The sequence below is a fragment of the Algoriphagus lutimaris genome, from assembly GCF_017051705.1.
Classification (GTDB): domain Bacteria; phylum Bacteroidota; class Bacteroidia; order Cytophagales; family Cyclobacteriaceae; genus Algoriphagus; species Algoriphagus lutimaris.
Genome location: NZ_JAFIDJ010000002.1, coordinates 1315049 through 1337699, shown reverse-complemented (window position 1 = coordinate 1337699; position 22651 = coordinate 1315049). Strand labels below are relative to the sequence as shown.

Below are 22651 nucleotides of genomic sequence, written 5' to 3'. Positions count from 1 at the left end.
ATGGAACATACCTTTTACAGGCCTATAATAGCCGTCCTATTATTGCTTGGCAGCTACCATTCCGTTGATGCTCAACAGACATCCTTATTGGAAAAAAGGGTTACCATCGAAGCTCAGGAAGAACCATTAGACGGTTTTTTAAACAGGCTTTCTAAAGAAGTAGGAGGAGTATTTTCCTACAGTCCCTCCGCTCTGGATGTAAACAGAAACATAAGCGGTAACTTCTCAGATCAATCCTGTAGGGAAGTATTGGAAGAAGTTTTTAATGGCGCGGTCAATTATAAACAAAAAGGGGTTTATCTGATATTGACTCCAGCACCTCCCGCTGAAAAAGAAATTACCATCAGTGGATATGTGGTGGACGAGCAATCCGGAGAGCGTATAAAAAATGCTACTGTTTATAACCCCATCACTCTACAATCATCTACTACTGATGAATTTGGCTTTTTCCAATTTCAAGTAAAAAACCCTGCGGAGGAGAATTTCCAGTTGATCGTCAACAAAAAAGATTATGCTGACACCTTACTTATTGAAAGTAGAAACTCCAGGTTTCGAAAAATCTTTTTGAAGGCAGCGGGTGAAAATGCCTCTCCGATAGTTCGAAGCCTGACTGAACCGATGAAAAATTTCTGGGCTTGGACTTCCAATTCGGTAGGCTTTACCAACCTGGAAAATATTCAAGATACCTTATCCCGTGGATTTCAGGCATCTTTTGTACCCTTTATAGGAACGAACCGAAAAATAAGTGGATCTGTGGTCAATGATTTCTCTCTCAATATTTTAGGAGGTTTCTCAGGAGGAACCAACAAAGCTGAAATTGGAGGGCTTTTTAACATCAACCGCAGAAATGTACAATATTTTCAAGCTGCAGGTCTTTTTAATCAAGTGGGCGGAACGGTAAAGGGATTCCAAGTAGCAGGATTAACCAATATCAATCTGGATGCGGTGACAGGTTTTCAAGGTGCAGGAATAGGCAACTTTTCCTCAGGTCCTGTTTCAGGAGTTCAAACAGCGGGCGTATTGAATATCGTCACCTCAGATCTTAGGGGAGTACAATTAGCAGGAGTCACCAACTACACCCATCATGATGTCGAAGGCGGCCAAATCTCTGCTGTCCTCAATATTGCCAAAAATGTCAAGGGTTTTCAATTGGGCTTATTCAACTATTCAGACAGTACTTCTGGGACCCCTATTGGCCTGATCAGTTTTGTCAGAAAAGGATACCATAAAGTGGAAATTGGAGCCGATGAAATGTTGCCTTTGAATATCTCATTGAGAACAGGTGCCAGAGGGTTTTACAATATGATTTTTGCCGGGATGAGACCTGAAAAGGCGGATTCAGTCACTTGGACTTTTGGGTACGGAGTAGGAAGCTCCCCCAAATTGGGAAATAAGTTGTTTCTCAATATCGAATTGAGTTCCCAGCAGCTCTTGAAGGGAAATTTGGAAGCCTTAAACTTGATCAACCGAGGCTATTTGGGATTGGATTACCAGTTCGCCAATAAGGTTGGAATCTTCGCAGGCCCCAGTATTAATTGGAGAGTTTACGATAGTTCGTATTCAGATCACCCAGAATTATTTACCTATACTTCTCCAAAAATTATCTCTGAACAAGACTCCCAAGATGATATTAAATCACAGCTTTGGTGGGGTTTCCGGGCTGGAATCCGCTTTTTTTAATTTTTTTTCTAAAAATACTCATGCTTCATAGGGGTAAAAAAGATTTTGATTGTCTTAGATACGAAATCTAAACCAACACTATGAAAACATTTAACAAATTGTTCGGGGCATTGATTTTCTTTGCCCTGAACCCACTTTCAGGAATCACACAAACCGAGGAAAATTCATCTTCCAATGAAATTCGCCATACGGAATTACAAATTTCGATTTTACCATATGTTGGAACCAATGGCACTAATTCAGGAAATTATATCAATGGTTTTTCTTTCAACCTGCTCGGCGGATATTCCGCGGGTACTTCGAAACTTGAACTTGCAGGATTATTCAATATCAATCGATTTGATATGCAGTCCGTCCAAATGGCGGGGCTGTTTAATCAGGTTGGCGGAAAGGTAACCGGAGTTCAATTTGCCGGCTTGGTAAACACGGCTTTAGACTCAGTCAAAGCTGTTCAGGGAGCAGGTCTTGTCAATTTTACTGCTGCATCTTTGGAAGGGGCACAACTTGCAGGTCTGATAAATTTCACCGGTCAAAGTATCCGAGGATTCCAAGGGGCTGGGATCGTGAATTATGCAGGAAATAGTCTAGAGGGCGTACAAGCTGCCGGTTTGGTAAACTTTGCAAGAGGTGAGGTTAAAGGTACGCAACTAGCAGGCCTGATAAATTTTACTTCTAAAGATATCCAAGGAGCCCAGATTGCAGGTATCCTGAACTTTGCAAAAAATGTGGAAGGCACGCAGATCGGATTGATCAATTATTCAGATAGCATTACAGGCGTGCCGATTGGTTTGCTAAGCATCATCAAAAACGGTTATCATACCTTTGAGATCAGCACCAATGAGATCCTACCTCTTAATCTGGCCTTCAGAACAGGAATGAGAAGTTTCTATAATATTCTTTTTGCCGGAATCCGTCCAGAAAACACTGAATTCACCACTTGGTCTTTTGGTTATGGAATCGGATCTTCTCCCAGACTTGGTAGAAAAACTTTTTTGAACGTTGAGCTTACCTCCGAGCAACTCAATCGTGGTAATGTGGAAGCTTTAAATTTGATCAATCGATTCTATATTGGATTTGACTTTCAAGCGGCAAATAAATTCGGGGTTTTTGTGGGTCCTACAATCAATTACAGATTGTATGAAAACTCCTACGATCAGCATCCAGACCTGTTTTTATACAACAATTTTAAGCTGATATCTGAAAAAACCTACCGATATAACTCTGATCTAAGTGGCCAATTCTGGTTTGGCTTCAGAGCCGGAATCCGATTCTTCTAATCCCTTTTTAAACCATACAAATCCATCCCTGATTTAGGATCAGACTGGAATTTCTTTGCCAAAAAATACGAATCCCATGAAATATCTATTCCTATTCTATTTAACCTTGCTTCTAGCATTTTTCAGTTTTCCTGGATTTTCACAGGAATTAAGTCAGACAATTAGAGGAAAAGTGGTCGATCAAATCAGTCAGGTGACCATGCCTGGAGCTACCATTATGATTCTAAATACAGATCCACTGGTTGGTGAAATTACCGATGAGTATGGAGAGTTTAGAATGAAAAACGTTCCTATTGGCCAATACACACTAAGAGTAAGTTTTGTCGGCTACAAAGACCTGATCCTTCCAAACATTCAAGTGAATTCGGGCAAAGAAGTGGTACTTCAAATTTCTCTGGAAGAAGACATCACACAAATCCAGGAATTTGTAGTTAATGCCAGCGATAAGGATCGAACAATCAACGATATGATAGTGGTGAGCGGTAGGACTTTTTCTGTAGAGGAGACAAGAAAGTTTGCTGCAGCAGTCAATGATCCAGCACGAATGGCAGCTTCTTTTTCTGGGGTAGTGAGCACGGATGATGGAAACAACAACATCTCTATTCGTGGCAATAGTCCAAACGGATTATTGTGGCGAATGGAGGGCATAGAAATTCCTAACCCTAACCACTTTGTAAACCCCGGCACTTCGGGAGGAGGAGTTTCTATCTTAAGTAGCCAGCTTCTTTCTAATTCCGATTTCCTAACGGGGGCATTTACTGCCGAATACGGAAATGCACTTTCCGGTGTATTTGATCTAAACCTAAGAAAAGGGAATAACGAAAATCAGGAATTTACCATCCAAGCTGGATTCCTTGGTTTGGATCTAGCTGCAGAAGGTCCAATTGCAGCAGGGTATCGAGGGTCCTACCTAATCAACTATAGGTACTCCACCCTTTCCTTACTTTCCAAACTAGGACTTCCATTAGGAGATTTTGTAACCAATTTTCAAGATTTATCATTTAACATATTTCTCCCAACAAGTAAAAACAGCAGTATCACCTTATTTGGTTTTGGAGGATTGAGCAATCAAAAAAGCAATGCGGAGCAAGACTCTCTTACCTGGGAAAGTGAAGGTGATCGCTATAGTTCAAAATTCCTTTCCAATACTGGTGCAGCTGGAATCAAACATTCTCAAACTCTCAATCCTTCTAATTTTCTTCAAACTACCCTATTGGTATCTGGAAATACTTTGGGAGACAAAGGTTCAAGACTTGATAATGAATACGTGGATGAAAATAGGTATGATGATCACTTCAATAGCTCCAAAATCACGTTAAGTTCGGTTTTAAATTCAAAGCTATCCGCAAGATCCAGTCTACGAAGTGGGGTGTATTTAAATCAACTGTTTTATAACATTCGCCTAAACAGCTATGATGAGGAGCAGGATCAGATAATCACTAATGCCAATTCAAAAGGGAATACTCAAAGTATCCAGGCATTTTCGCAATGGAATTATAAAGCCAGCGAGCGGGTGACTTTTAACCTAGGGCTTCATTACCTCCAACTTCTCCTGAATAATTCAAACTCTTTAGAGCCACGATTTAGCCTCGCATATGAATTAGATGAAAAGCAACGATTGAGTTTTGGATATGGACTGCATAGTCAGGTCCAACCTCTTGGGACTTACTTCGCGGAAAAAGAGTTGGAAGGAGAAATTATCCTACCCAATAAGGACTTGGATTTGAGTAAATCCCATCACTTTGTATTCGGATACGATCGATCCTTAAACCCATTGTTGAGAATGAAGATCGAAGCTTACTACCAGCATCTATTCCAAATTCCAATCAAAGAAGGGGAGAATGAAACTTATTCAATCATCAATCAACAATGGTCTTTTGCAACAGACGCATTAATTAATGAAGGGCTAGTAAAAAATTATGGTGTTGAATTGACTTTGGAACAGTTTACCAACAACAATCTTTATTTCCTGCTATCTACTTCTTTGTATAATTCACAATATAAAACTCAGGAAAATGTGTGGAGGAATACGAGGTATAATGGAAATCTCAATGTCACTTTTACAGGAGGCAAAGAATTCCCTCTTCAAAAAAACAGAACCTTAGGGGTGAACATTAGAGGTATTTACGGAGGAGGGTTAAGAACCACTCCTATTTTGCTAGATCACTCCATCGAAAAAGGAGAAACCGTTTTGGATGACGCAAAGGCATTTGAAACTCAAAATCCCGCTTACTTCAGGACTGATTTTAGGATAAGCCTAAAAAGAAATAAGGCAAAATCTACTCGTACTTGGGCCTTGGATATCCAAAATGCCACCAATAGAAAAAACATCTATGGAAGCTATTTCGAACCTATGGACAATGAGATTAAAACCTCCTATCAAGCTCCATTAATCCCTATACTGAGCTATCGTGTTGAGTTTTAATCAAAAAAGGGATGTTAGAAAATTACTATCATCCCTTTTATAAGCCAAGAAATTGATTCTTAACTGAGTTCTTTCTTCAAGATCTTTCCGGTGGCAGACATTGGAAGCGCCTCCATAAACTGGATAATCCTTGGGTATTTATAAGAAGCTATATGATCCTTGGTCCAGGCGATCAAAGCATCTTCATTCAGCTCAAAGCCCTGATTCAAAACCACACAAGCCTTGATTTCTTCACCGGATTCTTCACTTGGAACACCAATCACAGCCACCATAGACACTGCATCATGCTTCATCATCACTTCCTCAATCTCTCTCGGGTAGACATTCAGACCTTTTCGGATAATCATCTCCTTGGTTCTATCCACGATGAAAAAGAACCCATCCTCATCTTTTATGGCGACATCTCCTGAATAAAGCCAGCCATCTTTTAAGGTTTCTGCGGTGGCTTTTGGGTTGTTATAATATCCCTTCATCACATTGTGTCCTCTATAAATTAATTCACCTTTTTCTCCTGCCGGTAGCTCTTTTCCTTTTTCATCCACCACCTTGACTTCAACGCCCCAAATCGGTACGCCAACAGAGCCCGGTTTTTTTCCGAATTCTTTTTGATTGAAAGTAACAACAGGAGATCCTTCGGACATTCCATACCCCTCGTAAATAGGAACGTTAAATTTCTTCTCGAAATTTTCAAGCACGTTTACAGGTAATGCAGCCCCTCCAGAAATACATGTTTTTAAATTTTTGGCGATTGAGGCAATATCAAACTGGGTTTCGTCGCTGTTCAACAATCCCCAATACATGGTAGGAACTCCAGCGAAAATACTAATCTTATGTTTCTCCATTAGCCCCAGCACCTGAACCCCATCAAACCTTGGTAGTAAAACGCTGGTTGCTCCTACATAAAGTCCCGCATTCATAAGTACCGTCATGGCAAAAATGTGAAATAGGGGCAATACGATTAATAACTGATCGCCTTTTTCCAAGGAAAGAATATCCTTCGAAAGCATGGCATTCAAAGCCAAATTAGAATGTGAAAGCTCTGCCCCTTTGGGCTTACCTGTGGTTCCAGAGGTATAAATAATCACGGCAGTATCGTCCGCTCCTGTGACCATGGTAGAATAAACCGAAGATCTATTAGACATAAGCATTCCTAATGTCTTAATTCCCTCAAAAGGTGAGGGGTCTGTCATTTGGGGTGTGATTACAAAAAAATGTTCGCAGTTACTTACATTTTTAAATCCTTCCAGACCTTCCTTTGCCATCGGCAATTCCTTTTTCCCTTCAAAGCAGAAATAGGCCTTTGCTCCCGAATTTTGCAGATGGTATTCTATTTCATCATGCTTCAATAGGACCGATAACGGGACCACAATGGCTCCGGCTTTCAAAATCCCAAAATAGATCATGGGAAAATAAGGTAAATTGAGACAACTTAAAGCAACTCGATCTCCTTTATGAATACCAAGCGTATTCAGTCCATTGGCAATTTGATTTGCAGCACCATCAATCTGCGCAAAAGTGAGGTGCTTATCCATAAAAATAAATGCGTCTTTATTCGGATACTTCCTTGCGCTTTCCTCTAGCAATACTGCAAGATTCATCATGATTATTTTGGGTTTGAATGGGTTTAATAAATTAAAAAGCCTATTCAATCTAAGGATTTTTCAGCGCATTATCCCCAATGAAAGTCTCAATAAATCAATCGGGTAAGGAAAATGCCACATAGCTATCGCCACTTTTGGTCCCCTTGCCTCCACCGCATGCAATTACTAAAAATTGCTTTCCTCCATGCTCGTAAACTGCCGGAGTAGCATGTCCAGAAGCAGGTAATTTCGCCTCCCAAAGTAGGTTTCCAGTATCTTTGTCGAAAGCCCTGATTTTTTCGTCTTTGGTGGCTGCAATAAATAGTAATCCTCCCGCTGTAGCTACTGGACCTCCATAATTTTCGGTTCCTGTGGGTGCAAAGCCTTGAGCGCTTAAAGAGTCAATTTCTCCCAAGGTGATCTGCCATTTTTTCTTACCTGTATTCATATCAAGGGCCGTCAACAATCCCCAAGGAGGATTGGAACCGTACAAACCTTCTTTGGTTAGCAATCTTTTATAACCATTCATATAATACCTAGGAGCCAAGGGTGCATCCTTAGATTCCATCTCTTTTTTTTCCCCTTCCTCTTGTTTTTGGTTGAGCAGGTAGTTGACAAGGACCTTTCTGTTTTCCTCAGAAATATGATTGAAAGCTGGCATAGCACCTCTACCTTTTAGTAGCAGTTGGTGTAATGAATCTGCTGAATACTTCTCTTCAACACCCAATAATGATGGAATTGATGGAGGATTCCCTCTTCTTTCCAGTCCATGGCAATTCCCGCAATAAGTGGTATAAATGGATTGGCCCACATTCTCAAATTCAGCATTTGGAGTCATTTCTATAAGCCAAGGAATTTGATTGGCATTGATATATAAGGTTTGTGTGTTAGGATCAAATGATGCTCCTCCCCATTCTCCTCCCCCATCCATGCCAGGAAAAAGTATAATTCCATGTTCAGCACTTGGAGGCGCCCATGTTTCGCCAAATTCAACATTTTCAAGTTGATTTCTAATATCCTGTTCCCACTCGGGTTTCAAACTTAGGATGTCTTCCTGCTCAAAGCTCATCTTCATAAATGGTTCAGGTAAAGTAGGAATCGGCTGCGTGGATGATGTTTCTTCACCAGGCAAAGTAGATTGGGGTACGGGAATTTCTTCAATTGGCCAAATAGGTTTACCAGTTTCCCGATCAAAAACATAGGTCATCCCTTGTTTTGAAATTTGAGCGACAGCATCAATCCATTTTCCATCTTTTTCAATTCGGATCAAATTTGGATTAGCAGGAAAGTCGCGATCCCAAACATCATGGTGAACAGCTTGAAAATGCCAGATCAGTTCTCCAGTATTAGCATTCAAGGCTACCAAGGAATTGGCATAAAGATTATCTCCTTTCCTATATCCACCCCAAAAATCATAGGTAGCTGAACCTGTAGGCACAAAAACTATTTCCCTTTCCTGGTCCAAAACCATTCCCGCCCAATTGTTCGCCCCACCAATTTTTTGAATGTGTTCAGCATCCCAGGTTTCGTAGCCCTCTTCCCCTTCGTGAGGAATGGTATGGAAAATCCATTCCCGTTCTCCTGTTTTGACATTATAGGCCCTGATATGTCCTGGCGCCGCATCCAAGCCTTCGGAAAGCCTCATTCCTATAATAATTTTATCTTTAAAAATGACTCCAGGGGCATTGGCAACAATTAAAAAATCCTGCCTTTCTGTATCCAACCCTTTCCGTAAATCCACTTTTCCTTGATCTCCGAATTCAAGGATTGGCTGTCCTGTCAACGCGTTGACAGCCATCAACCAATTCCCTGCTCCAAAAAGAATTCTTTTATCCTCTCCTTCTTCCCAATAACTGACACCACGGTTGGTCCCAGCCCAGGAATTTTCTCCTCCTAGGACTTGAAAGGGATCAAATCTCCAAACTTCTTTCCCAGTCTCAGCATCTAGGGCAAAAACATTTAATTTCGGTGTAGTGCCATAAAGCAGCCCGTCAACGACAATGGGCTGACATTGAATCTGGGATCTTTCGGTGGCATCCCCTGTCTGATACGTCCAGGCGACTGAAAGCTTGGCTACATTTTGTTTATTGATTTGTTGGAGAGAAGAATAGCGAGATCCATCTTCAGGACCTCCATAATGAGACCAATCGGTATAATCAATTTCTTCTTTTGCTCCTTCACATCCTACCAAAGAAAAAACACAGAGGGCTAACAAGAAGTAAGAAATTTTCATCAGTGCGGGTTTAATGTTAAAGGAATAAAATATCGCCTTTTTTTCATCACCTGCAAAGCAATTTAATTGCTGATGAAATCAATCTTTGGTTTAAGTCAAGGAATATGGAAAATCTAAGGGATCAGGGTATTTGAACACAAAACCTGTTTTGATAATTTTTTCTGAATCTATCAGTCTATCCTCTCCAGTCTGCGAAGGCTCATAACTCAATGGGGGAGGCATTTTTAAGTCTTTTGCATTTTTTTCAAAGATCTCTTTCTTAACCGAATGAATAGGAGCTACTCCATTATATATCTCGTCCCATAAATCATTTTCCAAAATCCAGGCAATCATCCTTACAGCATCATCTTGATGGATATAATTAACCCGTGTATGCCCTTTTACTTGCTCCTTGCCCGAAAAATATTTTCCTGGTACTCTTTCTTCTCCCATTAATCCGCCAAAACGGAGAATGGTCAGATCAAAATCTGCTGAATTAGTAATCATTTGTTCGGCATCCCAAAGGGTCGGATTACCTGTATTTTCTCTGGTAAGTAGGAAAGATTCATCATAGGCTTTCGCTCTTGGAGCAGAAGGATAAATCCCTGTGCTGGAAACGAATAAAACTTTTTTTGATCCAGCTTGATTGATCATACTTTTCAAGTATTTCAACTGCTCTAAATAGAAATCCGAACTTTGAACCCTGGACCTTGGAGGGATATTGATCACGAGGTATTCACTTTGAAATAATTTCTGAAACCCTTTTCCTTCAGGATGGGGATTCATTTTTAAGGTTACAACCTTCAGCCCTTTTTGCTCAAGCTCTTGTTTTTTTTGATCAGTGGTAGTACTGCCAATTACCTCCCAACTTTTACTTTTTAAATATTGGGCTAACGGCAAACCAGTCCATCCAAGGCCAATTATCCCTACTGTCTTCATGTGTTTTTATAAAAAAACCTCCAAGAAGGAGGTTGATGTTTGTTTATTTTTTCGGCATGGTACCTAAGAGAATATCCCAAAGTGGAGTACTCACCCCAAATGCCACGTCTGGATCTTTATAATGGTGAATTGCATGGTTTACCCAAAGTACTTTCATGAAGTTTTTTGGTGGAGCAATCGCATGAACCAAGTAATGAAAGCCAAGATAACTTGCGTATCCGAATAAAAAGCCGGGAAGAAAATACAAAGCATAATCCCCCATAATTAAGGTAAATACCAAATAGAAAATTGCTGCATATGCTGCAGAAACGAATGGAGGCATTGCAAGTCTGTATTTATCTTTTGGATAGTCATGGTGAACGCCGTGAACTGTATACTGTAATTTATCTTTGATCGGATTGCTAGGCTCCATATGGAAGAAATGCTTATGCATCATATACTCCACAAACGTAAAAGCGATGTAACCCACCACAGTAATTCCAAGCCCCATCGCCAAACCAATTGTAGTAGTGGTAAAAGCATAGTAAAATGAAATCCCTGCAAAAACAATAAACATTGTAATCGGTACTAGGATATTTGTTCTTGTCAACCTTTCCAAAATTGGGTTGGTAAACATCCGTGCAGTATTAAAATTGTCCGGTTTATCCAGTCTTCCAATCTTTTTCATACGAGCTATAATCAAATTTACTTGTTCAAAGAGGTAAAACCTCGATTCGAATTACAAAGTTAATCTATTTGAGTTATTTAAATGGGCAATTGAGTTACTATAATATAAGAAAATATTAAATGCGTGCTAAAGTAGACTCTATCGTCTTTTGATAATAATCTACATACATTGGTAAAATCGCAGAAATATCAAACTCTAAAGCCCTTGCCAAAGCATTCTTCTTGAATGTAGGCAAGTTTTCATCTTTTAATATAAACAAGCCTTTTTCTTTCATATCATCCACATCACCAACTTCACAAACAAAGCCTGTAACTCCATCCAAATTTAATTCAGGAATTCCGCCTGCATTAGAAGATAGAATCGGAACTTCACAGGCCATGGCTTCTAATGCTGCCAGCCCAAAACTTTCTTTCTCAGAAGGCATGACAAACAAGTCTGCAACAGACAACACTTCCTCCACGGCATCCAATTTACCTAAGAAACGAGTATCATCACAGGTACCTAATTCTCTGCAAAGCCGCTCCATCTTATCACGCTCAGGCCCATCACCTACCAACAAAAGTTTAGCTGGAATCTCTTTTCTGATTTCATAAAACACCCGAATGACATCCTCTACCCGTTTAACCTTTCTGAAATTGGATGTATGAACCAAAAGCTTTTCACCATTCGGACAAATTGCCAATTTGAAGTGTTCTTTCTTTTGCTTTTTGAACCTATCTAAATCAATAAAGTTCGGAATTACTTGAATATCTCTTTTTATCTCAAAATGAGACAGAGTTTCTTTCTTCAGATCTTCTGAAACAGCGGTGACCCCATCAGATTGATTAATACTAAAGGTCACAACAGGTTCGTAACTAGGATCTTTCCCTACCAAGGTAATATCTGTACCATGCAAGGTGGTCACTACTGGAATATGGATTCCCTCCTCTTTCAGGATTTGTTTTGCCATATAAGCCGCAGAAGCATGAGGTATTGCATAATGAACATGCAATAAATCGAGCTCTTCATATTTGACCACGTAAACCATTTTACTGGCCAGTGCCAATTCGTAAGGTGCATGTTCAAATAATGGATAGGACTTAATGTCTACTTCATGATAAAATAAGTTCTCACTAAAAAAATCTAAGCGCGTTGGTTGCCTGTAGGTAATGAAATGTATTTCATGACCAATTTTCGCCAAACCTTTTCCAAGTTCGGTCGCTACTACTCCACTACCCCCAAATGTAGGATAGCAAACAATGCCTATTTTCATATTTCAGATCGTATCGGTGTTTAAACCTGATTTTAAACACGATTTGGGTTTATTTTTGTTCAAATTAAGTATTATAAATATTAAATGATTTAAGCCCACAAGGCAATAACCGCCTTTATTCGTTGAAAAACAGATTTTTACAGCATTTTATTTCTTGAATATTTATTTAAAAGAATCAACCTAAACTCTTAAATCGAATCAAAAAAGCCATATAAACCACTATATCTTGAAGTTTCAGCTAGTACATAAGACATGATATTTCAGTTTTCTCAGTTCTACTTTTATTTATAAACATCCACTCATTTTACTATAATATGGCCCAGAATTCAAACTAAAACAATTCTAAAACCAAGTTATTAGAGGCCATTTCATTTGATATCGACCTATTTATTTTAGAGTATTTTACAAAAACCCCGAAGCTTATCATTCAAGGAAAAAATAGGCTACTCGCTGGTTTTTCCCATGGCTTGATAAATTAAGTCATGGATTTCTGTCCGAATCCCTTCTTTGAGTAATTTAGTATTGTTGGCATCTGGGTATACACGATTGGACAGAAAAACATAAATCAATTGATTCTCAGGATCGGCCCAAACACAAGTTCCTGTGAATCCAGTATGGCCAAAGGTGCTTTTAGGTGCTAGCTCCCCTGCAGAACCACCTTTCCCTGGTTCTTGATCAGGCTTATCCCACCCCCAGCCTCTTCGACTTTGTTTGGACTGTAACCTCGTAAACATATCCACAGTCGTAGGTTTGATCAACGAAACATCCCCGTAATATCCACGGTTTAACATCATCTGCATCATGACGGCCAAATCATTTGCTTTTCCAAACAGACCCGCATGCCCGGCAACTCCTCCATACATGGCTGCGCCTGGGTCATGAACGTAGCCTCTGACTTGTCTTTTCCGGAAAGCGACGTCATCCTCTGTGGGAGCGATGTTATCAAGTGGCATTTTTTCAGCAGGGAGAAAAGTCATGGTATACAAGCCCAATGGCTCATAAAAATTCTGATCCATGAAATCATTCAATGGTTGATTGACGATTCTTTCTACCACTGCCTGCATAAAATACATGGTCAAGTCAGAATACACGTATTTATACTTGCCTCCTGATTTTGGAAGAAGCTTTGACTCTACTGTCCAATTCCAAATACTGTCTCTCAAATCATCTCGCCCATACATATCATTGGAAACAGGCCTACTAAATCCATCTTCAAGATGGGGTTTGTAGTAATCTCCTCTCCAATTTCCACTTTCAACGGTTTTTACATAATGAGGTATATAAGGCACTAACCCAGATTCATGCATGAGTACATCCTTGATAACCAAATACTCCTTGTTGGTACCCTTTAATTCCGGCAAATAATCTCCTAGGGTCTTATTCATATCCAACTCTCCCCTACTTTGAAGAAACATGACTGCTTGAGTAGTGGCTAAGACTTTAGTAATCGAAGCCAAATCATATACCGTTTCAGGGGTGACTTTGGGGCTGGACCTATACTCCAATTGACCATACGATCTTTCAAAAACCACTTTTCCATTTTTGACCACCAAAACATTAGCACCAGGGGTGGCTTGAATCCGGATAGCTCTTTCAGCAACTTCATCAATTTTATTAAGAATCTCACTATTCAGACCTACGCTTTCAGGAGTACCGTAAGACAATCGATGATTACTTGGCAAAAAACCCCCTACTCCTTGGGTAAATTGATCGCTGACTGATACAGGTAGGATTCCTTGCGCAGGACGACCACCAAATAATATTTGAGGAGCCAATTCTTGAGTAAAGTCATTATTCTCATAGGCAAAAACGACATTCTCCAATCCTTCCAAATATTGGGCAGCATAAGAATTTCCAAACAATACCACCACCACTTTCTGCCGTTTACTTAAATCTTTTAAAAGTTGAACATCAGCCGGAGCAATACCAAACTTCCTTCTGGGACTATTGGTGATCCCCATTAGACCAACTACTACCACCTCATAATCTTCCAGCTTTTTCATAGTGTTGTAATGAGAAGTTTGATCCGCTGCCTTCGGAATTGAAAAATGCTCGAATTGAGCATACTTGGACAAGTATTTTTGAAATACCTCTCCCTCATCTCCTATAGATAGAGAAGCAAAGCTTTTCAAATCCAACTGCTTAAAAGGAACCAAGTTATCCTTATTGGTAGCAATGGTAATGGCATCCGCATAAAGTTCTTCTGTGATCACTTTCGTTTCAGGAGTGGTCAATCGATCCACTAAACCTGCTGTTTCAATCGGTTTGTAATTATTGAGACCAGCCCAATATTTTGCCTTTAATATTTTCTTTACTCTTCGATTCACTTCCGCTTCCTCAATCACTCCATCTTCCACTGCTCTTTTGATCATGGCTTTTGCCTTTGGCACATCCTGTGAATACAAGAGAATATCATTTCCTGCCATCAGAGCTTTTAAATCCACCTCTCCTGGGGAATTGGTTTTTGCCACCCCTTTCATATTCAAAGCATCTGTAAAGATCAGTCCTTGAAAGTTCATTTGATTTTGTAAGAGGTCAGTCACCACTTTTTTAGACAAACTGGTTGCCATATTGGCAGCAGGGTCTAAACTGGGAATATTGAGGTGGGCAACCATCACGGACATTAAATTTTCCCTGAAAAGCTCCTGGTAGGGATAAAGGTCTACCTCCCAGATTCGTTGTTCCGGATTCTTTATCACCGGCAATGAATAATGGCTATCCACTTCTGTATCCCCGTGTCCCGGAAAATGTTTTGCGTTGGCAATCACCCCGTGATCTTGAAGCCCTTTCATATAGGAAACAGCACGTTGGGCCACTAATTTTTTATTTTCTCCAAAAGCTCGATACCCAATGACAGGATTATCAGGATTGGAATTAACATCTACTACGGGGGCAAAATTGATATGCATGCCCAACTCTTTGAACTGTCTGGCCATTTCAGTTCCCATATCATAAATCAATTCGGAATCCTGAACGGCACCCAAGGTCATGGCTTTGGGGAAATCCGGAATAGAATCTAAGCGCATACTGATTCCCCATTCTGCATCCATTGCAATGAATAAGGGGGTTTTAGCTTGTTCTTGATAATAATTTGTCAAATTAGCCTGCCTTACAGGGCCTCCCTGAAAAAATATCAGGCCTCCAAGGTTTTCACTTTTTACCAAATTGGCAATTTCATCCACATGCCTTTGGTCTTTATTTGAATAAGCAGCAACCATAAAAAGTTGTCCCAACCTCTCCTCAAAATTGAGGGAGTTAAAAACGCTATCCACCCAACTTACTTGGTTTAATGGGTCTTTACTAACCAGTGGATCTTCCACAGTAGCAAGATTATCTGTTCTACCTGAACTGAATAAAATCGCAATAAATCCTACAGTCAAAACCCTCCAAAGCTTCATGCTCATTCCCGTGTAAAATTTTTAATCCTTAACTTTTAAAATAAATTTGTGAAAACGGCCCACCGGAAAAATCGTATCATAAATTTCCGTCCCTTAGTTCCAAAGCCGCCATTGGTCTAAAATTAGAGGAACTATGGATATTTGAAGATATAAAAGATCAAGCAAGAATGATCAATTTATTGGGTTAATTCCCTCATAAATTTGATATCCGGTGAATGATCAAGAACTTTGTCTTACCATGAACCTTCTCCTTAACGAGAAGTTTCATTTAAAACATATATTACCATGAAATTTCCATCCGTATTTCGTACAGCCACACCCATGCGTTTTGATATCAAACCCAGATATTATGACCCGGTCAAGGAGGAAATAGATCAAAGAACTTCCCGTATCAAAAAGGAATTGGAAGCAGAAGGAGTCATCTCCAAAGACCAGCATGAATCCGGCTTCAATTACCAATCTGGAATCAGGGGGGCTTTTGCCCAACACCGTGGCATCAAAGAGCGCAGTTCTAGTGCTCTTACCTCTACAGGAATGATACGCTCACTAATATTTTTCGTTTTATTAGGAGGACTAGGAGGTTATATCTATCTAGGTCCTATCATTTTTGAATATCTTCTTTACGTAACCGCAATTGCTGCTGCTGTATATTTTTTCTTCAGGCTAAAACCCAAAAGAAAAAATGAGTGACATCATTCAGCTCCTGCCTGATGCCATTGCCAATCAAATTGCAGCTGGAGAGGTAGTACAAAGACCTTCCTCTGCTTTAAAAGAACTACTGGAGAACTCGATTGATTCCGGAGCTACTCATATCCAAGTGATTATTAAAGATGCTGGCAAACAGCTCATTCAAGTGATTGATAATGGGAAAGGTATGTCCAGTACAGATGCCCGTATGAGTTTTGAAAGACATGCTACCTCAAAAATTAGAAGTAGTAGCGACCTTTTCTCCATTCGAACATTTGGTTTCCGAGGGGAGGCCTTGGCTTCCATCGCAGCAGTAGCTCAAGTAGAACTAAAAACCAAACAAGCAGATTCAGATCTGGGCACCCTGATCCAAATCGAAGGTTCAGAAATAAAAAAGCAGGAACCGGTAGCCACCCAAAACGGAACCTCGGTGGCGATGAAAAATCTCTTTTTCAATGTGCCTGCCAGGAGAAACTTCCTGAAATCGAATCCTGTGGAAATGAGACATATTGTAGATGAATTTCAAAGGGTAGCATTGTCTTACCCTGAAATTTCATTTACCATGCATCAACAAGACCTGGAAACCTTCAATTTAAGTCCAGGAAAACTCAGCCAAAGAATCGTAGGCTTATTTGGGAAAAATTACCAGGGTCAGTTGGTACCTTGTGAAGAATTGACTCCTCATATCAATGTAAAGGGTTATATAGGTAAGCCAGAAAATGCCAAAAAGACCAGAGGAGAACAGTTTTTCTTTGTAAACAATCGGTACATTAAAAGCAGCTATTTGAATCATGCGGTAAGCAATGCATTTGAAGGCCTGATTCAACCGGATCAGCACCCCTTTTATGTATTGTTTTTGGAGATTGATCCGGCTCATATTGATATCAACGTTCACCCGACCAAAACAGAGATTAAATTTGATGACGAACGTACCGTCTATGCGGTAGTTAGGTCAGCCGTAAAACAAGCTTTAGGAGCACATCATGTAGTTCCGTCTCTGGACTTTTCCTTCGATGTCAATTTTACAGAAAACTGGAGCAAGGACACCGAAAAAAAAGAGCAGGTAGATCGGGAATACAGTTATAAGAGTTATAACACTCCTGAATTCAAAAAAGCTTCCACTTCAGGTTGGGAGAAGTTATTTGAGGGAAATCAAAAACAACCTAGTTTGGAACGAACCGTGAACCAGGATGAACCTGAAGTATTGACCTTCCCAAGTCGTGCAAGTCAAGAAGAAAATAAAGAATTTATCCCTTTAAGGAAAGAAGAGGAAACCACTGGGACTACTTTTCAGGTAGAACTCAACTACATTATCGCCCAAATGTCAACTGGCATGTTGATCGTAGACCAACAAGTGGCACATGAAAGAATTCTATATGAAAGGTACATCAAGCAATTAAACACTGCTCAAGGCCCTTCCCAACAATGCCTCTTCCCTCCAACCATACCATTGAGCCCATCTGACTATACCCTAGTGATGGATATTCTTCCTGAACTCCATAGTCTAGGGTTTATGGTCTCTGAATTTGGGAAAGACACCATTTTGATCCAGGGTGTTCCAGCAGATATCCAATCGAAAAGTGAAAAAGAGCTATTTGAAGGGCTAATTGAGCAATACAAAAACTTTAAAAGTGAGCTTTCGCTGGACAATCGTGAAAATTTAGCCCGGTCCTTGGCTCGAAAATCCTCCTTAAAAAGAGGGCAAAAACTGAATTCTCAAGAAATGGAGACAATCGTAGGGCAATTATTTGCCTGCCAGAATCCAAATTATGGGCTTTCGGGGAACAAAACATTCATAAAATTGGATTTATCCAATATTCACTCCTTCTTCGGAAAATAGTATGTTTAGAAATATCACACCTATAGTAAAAAACCTGCTGCTGATCAATGTAGTTATATTTTTAGTCTCTGCATTTTTGTTCCCTCAAATCAGTGGTTTGTTTGCATTGTATTATATACACAGTTCTTACTTTCAACCATTTCAGTTTTTGACCTACATGTTTATGCATGCAGATTTTTGGCATCTCTTCAGCAACATGTTTGGTCTCTTAATATTTGGTCCTTTGCTAGAGCAATTTTTAGGCCCTAAAAAACTACTCATATTATGGATGGCTTGTGGAGTTGGATCTGGTGTCCTTTATTCTGGATATACTTCATTTAGAATGGCGAACCTTCAAGATAAAGTAGCTGCTTTCCAGGTAAATCCTGATCCCGATACCTTTAACAAAATAGTATTGGAAAACAGAGGCTTCTTCGATCGTGCTATCTTTGATTTTGTGGATGATTATAGCAGAAATCCTACAGATCAGGTAAAAATAAGTCGAGCGAGTCAAACCTTGGATGCAATATTGGAGATTCAAGGAAATGTCCCCATGGTAGGTGCCTCAGGAGCCCTTTTTGGAGTTTTGATCGCTTTCGCCATGCTGTTCCCTAATACGCAATTATTCTTATTGTTTCCTCCTATGCCAGTAAAAGCAAAATATTTAGTGCTTTTTTATGGACTGTACACGATATATAACGTACTGATTAATAATCCCTCGGATAATGTCGCCCACTTTGCCCATTTGGGAGGGTTAATCATAGGTGGAGTTTTAGTTTACTTCTGGAAAAAGGATAGAAATAGCTTTTATTAAATGATGTACGGAAATTTTTGGGAAAATCTTCGAAACGCCTTCCGGCATGATAACAACAGCCTCTTTAAGCTGATTGCGATCAATATTCTGGTATTCTTGGTGCTATTGGTATCCAGAGTACTTCTAACTATTACTGGGTTTGGGGAACTCTACAGTGCGGGGATAGCGAAGTTTATGATGCCTGCCTCTTTAACCACTTTAGCCACCCAACCTTGGGCTGTGCTTTCCTATATGTTCATGCATGAAGGGATATTCCATATTCTCTTCAATATGTTGTTCTTGTATTGGTTTGGTCAATTGATCCACCAATACTTGGGAAGTCGGAAGCTTGCCAACCTATACATATTAGGGGGATTGACCGGTGCTCTATTTTATGTTTTGATTTACAATCTTGCCCCTTATTTCCAAAATTCGCTCAACTCTTCTTTGATGCTTGGAGCCAGTGCTGGAGTATTTGCGATCGTGGTTGGAGCGGCTACTTTAAGTCCAAACACCACCTTTTTCTTAATCTTACTCGGCCCTGTTAAGATAAAATACATCGCGATATTTTATGTGATCCTCTCATTTGCAAATTCTGCTGGCGCGAATGCAGGTGGAGAGTTGGCTCACTTGGGAGGTGCCTTAATGGGATATCTATACATCGTTCAGTTAAGAAAAGGAACAGACTGGGGAATCCCTATTCAAAAAGTCGGGATATTCTTCGAAAACTTATTTTCCAAAAGGCAGAAAATCAATGTCACCTATCGAAGACCTAAAAAATCTAGTTCGTTTAAGCCATTTTCGAAAGCGGCTCCAAGTTCTAAGCCTACTGTAAAATCCAGCGAATCTTCTCAGGAAGAAATTGATCTTATTTTGGATAAAATCGCCGAGAAAGGATATGAAGCTCTTTCCAAAGAGGAAAAAAGAAAGTTATTCGAATTCAGTAAGAAATAATTTATAAAGGAAACGCAAGACCAAATCGAAAACCTGCCTCTCGAGGGTATTGACTTTGGAATTTAAATTCGGTGCTTAACCCTACCCAATCTACCAAAGGAATATAGGCTCCTATTCCTACATTTGCTCCCTTTACATTTCTATTAGTTCCAGCACCATCAGGATTCGTATTTTCCCAATTTTGACTATATCCAGCCATAAAATATAACTGGGAACTCTCTACAGAAATATAATACCTGAGATCCGCACTAAAATTACTCGCTTTTCCAACATTCGGAAAAACCTTAGTGTAGCTAGGCATAAAGGAAAAATTATCCACGAAAAAAAACTCCCATCCCGCTCCTATTCCAAAGTATTTGTATCGCAACCCATAGGTGCCTAAAGTATGGATTCTACTGTCGCCTTGTGATTGAGCGGAAGCAATGAAACTGATCACAAAACATGCAAAAAAGAGGAGTATATATTTTTTCATAGATCTTAATTCAAAACTGATTGGATAGTACTAAAAACAAATTCAACACCATTAGATCTCAGCTACTTCATTTTTATTTGCCAACTGGCCACAGGCAGCATCAATGTCTTGTCCTCTGGATTTACGAACCTTGGCAATAATTCCCTGACTTTCCAATATCCTCACATACATATCTACTGCCTCTTGTTTTGCCTGTCTGAATTCTCCTTCGTCAATCGGATTATATTGGATGATATTTACTTTTGATGGAATGATTTTGCAAAATTTAGCCAATGCCTTCGCATGACGTTCATCATCATTCACCCCATCCCAAATCACATATTCGTAGGTTACTTTTCTACCTGTCTTTTGATACCAGTATTTTAAAGCCTCCCCCAACTCTTCGATTGGATTGGAATCATTGATCGGCATAAGTCTTGAACGGGTTTCGTTGATGGCCGAGTGAAGGGATACCGCCAAATTAAATTTAACGCCATCATCTGCCATTTTGCGAATCATCTTTGTCACCCCAACAGTAGATAAGGTGATTCTCCTTGCAGCCATACCCAATCCTTCTGGTGAGGTAATTTTATCAATGGCGGCCAGCACATTGGCATAGTTTAGTAAAGGCTCACCCATTCCCATAAAAACGATATTGGTTAAGGGACGCTGAAAATAGGTTTCCGCCTCGTCTTTAATCGCCACTACCTGGTCATAGATTTCATCTGGATTGAGATTTCGCATCCGCTTTAAACGGGCAGTAGCACAAAAATTACAATCCAAACTACAGCCTACTTGGGAAGACACACAAGCCGTAATTCTTTTGGAAGTCGGAATTAAGACAGATTCAACAATTTTGTCATCAAATAACTTAACCGCATTCTTGATGGTCCCATCTTCTGAATGCTGCATTAGATCCACTCGAATATGGTTGATGGTGAAATGAGATTTTAACAATTCTCTCGTACTAAGAGAAATATTACTCATGTCATCAAAATTCTTTAAGGACTTATTCCATAGCCATTCATAAACCTGCTTGGCCCGGAATTTCTTTTCCCCGTGGGACAAAAAGAACGCTTCCAGTTCAGCGAGGCTTAATTTGCGAATGTCTTGTTTCTGAATCTCTTCCATGCTGCAATTTAGGTATTAAGTATGGGAAAAGAATGAATGCTTTTTTCCTACTTTGAGTTCGTAAAATTAAAAGAACTTCACTTGGGATTCCTATTGAGTTCGTAAATTGATTAGCAAACACCGATTTTATGAAGCTGAAAGTCTGTCTAATTCAGGATCACCCCATTTTTTTTGATAAAGAAAAAACTCTACAGAAGGTGGAGAAACTTTGTACACAAAATGCCAAAGAGGGATATCAATTGATCGTATTTCCAGAGTCCTTTATTCCTGGATATCCCAGAGGTTTCGGCTTTGGGGCCAGAATAGGAAGTCGTTCAGAAGAAGGCAGAGCACTCTATGCTGAATATCACAAACATAGTTTTGATCTGGATAGTGAAGATCTGCAAAGACTTGTGAAACTCAGTAAAAAACTGGGCACCTATCTGGTAATTGGCGTAACTGAAAAGTCAAAATTGCACGGGAGTTTGTTTTGTTCGATGATCTATATTTCTCCCTCCGCAGGATTTCTTGGCGTACATAGAAAAATCAAACCCACAGGAACAGAACGCTTGGTCTGGGCAGAAGCAGATGGTAAGTACTTAGTCAGCTTCGATACCAAAATCGGTAAATTGGGAGGATTGATCTGCTGGGAAAATTACATGCCCATGGCCAGAATGTCCATGTATAATCAAGGAGTAGAAATTTATATCGCACCTACTGCTGATGCCCGGGAAAATTGGACCTCCACCATGAAGCACATTGGACTGGAAGGAAGATGCTTTGTACTAGGTTGCAACCAATATTTTACCAAATCCATGTATCCCGAATCTCTTCAAAAAGAACTTAAGGATGATCCTGAAACAATCTGCGCAGGGGGATCCGTCATCGTATCTCCTATGGGAGAGATTTTGGCAGGCCCCCTTTTTGGAGAAGCCGGTAAAGTATGTGCGGAAATTGATCTGGGGGAGATCCTTAAAAGCAAGCTGGACTTTGACCCAATTGGGCATTATAGCCGACCTGACATCTTTGAATTAATAGTCAAAGAACAACCTTCCATTAGCAAAGAATCTCAATGAATACCTCTGATGCGTAGTCCTTCGCAATCTACTACCATGATCTGTGGATTGATCGTCCAATTGAAGAGCTTTTCCAAGCAATATCTACCCCTGTCGAACTTATTAACTGGCAGCCAAAATCATGTAAAGGATTATCCGAATTGAATGGAACATAAAATTTCTTTTTTACCCCCGACTATGATTGGTAGGGGAAAGTGATCCTGTACCAAGAAAATCAATCATTTCATATCAATATGACGGACTCAGATGAGGATTGGAGTCCTACTACATTTGGATTTGATCTCAGTCGGGATGTGGGAAAAACAACAGTGAATTTTTGGCATATCGGGTA

Annotated in this window: 16 protein-coding genes; 8 read left to right on the top strand and 8 right to left on the bottom strand. The window is 39.9% G+C overall.

Translation table 11 applies throughout. The features are described from left to right. From JYB62_RS16380 to JYB62_RS16370, 3 genes are all read left to right on the top strand, one after another. The gene (locus JYB62_RS16380) at positions 1-1680 is read left to right on the top strand and encodes a peptidase associated/transthyretin-like domain-containing protein (RefSeq protein ID WP_205646471.1); all 1680 of its coding nucleotides are present in this window, start codon (positions 1-3) and stop codon (positions 1678-1680) included. Between the two features lie 80 nt (positions 1681-1760). Further along, positions 1761-2957, top strand: coding sequence for a hypothetical protein (locus JYB62_RS16375; RefSeq protein WP_205646470.1), 1197 nt, complete (start codon positions 1761-1763; stop codon positions 2955-2957). Positions 2958-3033: 76 nt separating this feature from the next. Continuing rightward, positions 3034-5382 carry a TonB-dependent receptor gene (locus JYB62_RS16370; RefSeq protein WP_205646469.1) on the top strand — a complete coding sequence of 783 codons (2349 nt, stop codon included), beginning with the start codon at positions 3034-3036 and terminating at the stop codon, positions 5380-5382. Between the two features lie 59 nt (positions 5383-5441). Here JYB62_RS16370 and JYB62_RS16365 read toward each other — a convergent pair whose 3' ends face one another. From JYB62_RS16365 to JYB62_RS16340, 6 genes are all read right to left on the bottom strand, one after another. Beyond that, positions 5442-6983: a long-chain-fatty-acid--CoA ligase gene (locus tag JYB62_RS16365; protein ID WP_205646468.1), complete on the bottom strand. Its 1542-nt coding sequence runs from the start codon at positions 6981-6983 to the stop codon at positions 5442-5444. A 94-nt stretch (positions 6984-7077) separates the two neighbouring features. Then, positions 7078-9195, bottom strand: a complete 2118-nt coding sequence (locus JYB62_RS16360; RefSeq protein WP_205646467.1) for an outer membrane protein assembly factor BamB family protein — start codon at positions 9193-9195, stop codon at positions 7078-7080. Positions 9196-9285: 90 nt separating this feature from the next. After that, positions 9286-10113 carry a Rossmann-fold NAD(P)-binding domain-containing protein gene (locus tag JYB62_RS16355; protein WP_205646466.1) on the bottom strand — a complete coding sequence of 276 codons (828 nt, stop codon included), beginning with the start codon at positions 10111-10113 and terminating at the stop codon, positions 9286-9288. A gap of 43 nt (positions 10114-10156) precedes the next feature. Further along, entirely contained in the window at positions 10157-10780 is a 624-nt protein-coding gene (locus JYB62_RS16350) for a sterol desaturase family protein (protein ID WP_205646465.1), read from the bottom strand. 115 nt (positions 10781-10895) lie between these two features. Further along, positions 10896-12032 carry an N-acetyl-alpha-D-glucosaminyl L-malate synthase BshA gene (gene bshA, locus JYB62_RS16345; RefSeq protein ID WP_205646464.1) on the bottom strand — a complete coding sequence of 379 codons (1137 nt, stop codon included), beginning with the start codon at positions 12030-12032 and terminating at the stop codon, positions 10896-10898. A 443-nt stretch (positions 12033-12475) separates the two neighbouring features. Further along, the gene (locus JYB62_RS16340) at positions 12476-15436 is read right to left on the bottom strand and encodes a glycoside hydrolase family 3 N-terminal domain-containing protein (RefSeq protein ID WP_205646463.1); all 2961 of its coding nucleotides are present in this window, start codon (positions 15434-15436) and stop codon (positions 12476-12478) included. 279 nt (positions 15437-15715) lie between these two features. Between JYB62_RS16340 and JYB62_RS16335 the strand changes: the two genes are divergently transcribed. From JYB62_RS16335 to JYB62_RS16320, 4 genes are read left to right on the top strand one after another with little or no spacing between them, the layout of a single operon-like run. Continuing rightward, positions 15716-16120: a hypothetical protein gene (locus JYB62_RS16335; protein ID WP_205646462.1), complete on the top strand. Its 405-nt coding sequence runs from the start codon at positions 15716-15718 to the stop codon at positions 16118-16120. Then, positions 16113-17957, top strand: coding sequence for a DNA mismatch repair endonuclease MutL (mutL, locus tag JYB62_RS16330; protein WP_205646461.1), 1845 nt, complete (start codon positions 16113-16115; stop codon positions 17955-17957). The genes JYB62_RS16335 and mutL overlap by 8 nt, the downstream gene beginning before the upstream one ends. A gap of 1 nt (position 17958) precedes the next feature. Further along, complete coding sequence (locus tag JYB62_RS16325) at positions 17959-18750, top strand: rhomboid family intramembrane serine protease (RefSeq protein ID WP_205646460.1); 792 nt, start codon at positions 17959-17961, stop codon at positions 18748-18750. A 3-nt stretch (positions 18751-18753) separates the two neighbouring features. Next, entirely contained in the window at positions 18754-19683 is a 930-nt protein-coding gene (locus JYB62_RS16320) for a rhomboid family protein (protein WP_205646666.1), read from the top strand. A gap of 1 nt (position 19684) precedes the next feature. Here the strand turns inward: JYB62_RS16320 and JYB62_RS16315 are convergent, their stop codons facing one another. Continuing rightward, complete coding sequence (locus JYB62_RS16315; protein WP_205646459.1) at positions 19685-20155, bottom strand: hypothetical protein; 471 nt, start codon at positions 20153-20155, stop codon at positions 19685-19687. 51 nt (positions 20156-20206) lie between these two features. After that, positions 20207-21265: a 23S rRNA (adenine(2503)-C(2))-methyltransferase RlmN gene (gene rlmN / locus JYB62_RS16310; protein WP_205646458.1), complete on the bottom strand. Its 1059-nt coding sequence runs from the start codon at positions 21263-21265 to the stop codon at positions 20207-20209. A gap of 128 nt (positions 21266-21393) precedes the next feature. Between rlmN and JYB62_RS16305 the strand changes: the two genes are divergently transcribed. Continuing rightward, positions 21394-22320 (top strand): carbon-nitrogen hydrolase family protein, encoded by a 927-nt coding sequence (locus JYB62_RS16305; protein ID WP_205646457.1) that lies wholly within the window; start codon positions 21394-21396, stop codon positions 22318-22320. The last annotated feature ends 331 nt before the right edge of the window (positions 22321-22651 follow it).

Coding starts and splice junctions, on each gene's coding strand:
- JYB62_RS16325 (WP_205646460.1), top strand. CDS start 17,959: ATGTTTAGAAATATCACACCTATAGTAAAAAACCTGCTGCTGATCAAT.
- mutL (WP_205646461.1), top strand. CDS start 16,113: ATGAGTGACATCATTCAGCTCCTGCCTGATGCCATTGCCAATCAAATT.
- JYB62_RS16315 (WP_205646459.1), bottom strand. CDS start 20,155: ATGAAAAAATATATACTCCTCTTTTTTGCATGTTTTGTGATCAGTTTC.
- JYB62_RS16380 (WP_205646471.1), top strand. CDS start 1: ATGGAACATACCTTTTACAGGCCTATAATAGCCGTCCTATTATTGCTT.
- rlmN (WP_205646458.1), bottom strand. CDS start 21,265: ATGGAAGAGATTCAGAAACAAGACATTCGCAAATTAAGCCTCGCTGAA.
- JYB62_RS16370 (WP_205646469.1), top strand. CDS start 3,034: ATGAAATATCTATTCCTATTCTATTTAACCTTGCTTCTAGCATTTTTC.
- JYB62_RS16365 (WP_205646468.1), bottom strand. CDS start 6,983: ATGATGAATCTTGCAGTATTGCTAGAGGAAAGCGCAAGGAAGTATCCG.
- JYB62_RS16305 (WP_205646457.1), top strand. CDS start 21,394: ATGAAGCTGAAAGTCTGTCTAATTCAGGATCACCCCATTTTTTTTGAT.
- JYB62_RS16360 (WP_205646467.1), bottom strand. CDS start 9,195: ATGAAAATTTCTTACTTCTTGTTAGCCCTCTGTGTTTTTTCTTTGGTA.
- JYB62_RS16340 (WP_205646463.1), bottom strand. CDS start 15,436: ATGAGCATGAAGCTTTGGAGGGTTTTGACTGTAGGATTTATTGCGATT.
- JYB62_RS16320 (WP_205646666.1), top strand. CDS start 18,754: ATGTACGGAAATTTTTGGGAAAATCTTCGAAACGCCTTCCGGCATGAT.
- JYB62_RS16355 (WP_205646466.1), bottom strand. CDS start 10,113: ATGAAGACAGTAGGGATAATTGGCCTTGGATGGACTGGTTTGCCGTTA.
- bshA (WP_205646464.1), bottom strand. CDS start 12,032: ATGAAAATAGGCATTGTTTGCTATCCTACATTTGGGGGTAGTGGAGTA.
- JYB62_RS16335 (WP_205646462.1), top strand. CDS start 15,716: ATGAAATTTCCATCCGTATTTCGTACAGCCACACCCATGCGTTTTGAT.
- JYB62_RS16375 (WP_205646470.1), top strand. CDS start 1,761: ATGAAAACATTTAACAAATTGTTCGGGGCATTGATTTTCTTTGCCCTG.
- JYB62_RS16350 (WP_205646465.1), bottom strand. CDS start 10,780: ATGAAAAAGATTGGAAGACTGGATAAACCGGACAATTTTAATACTGCA.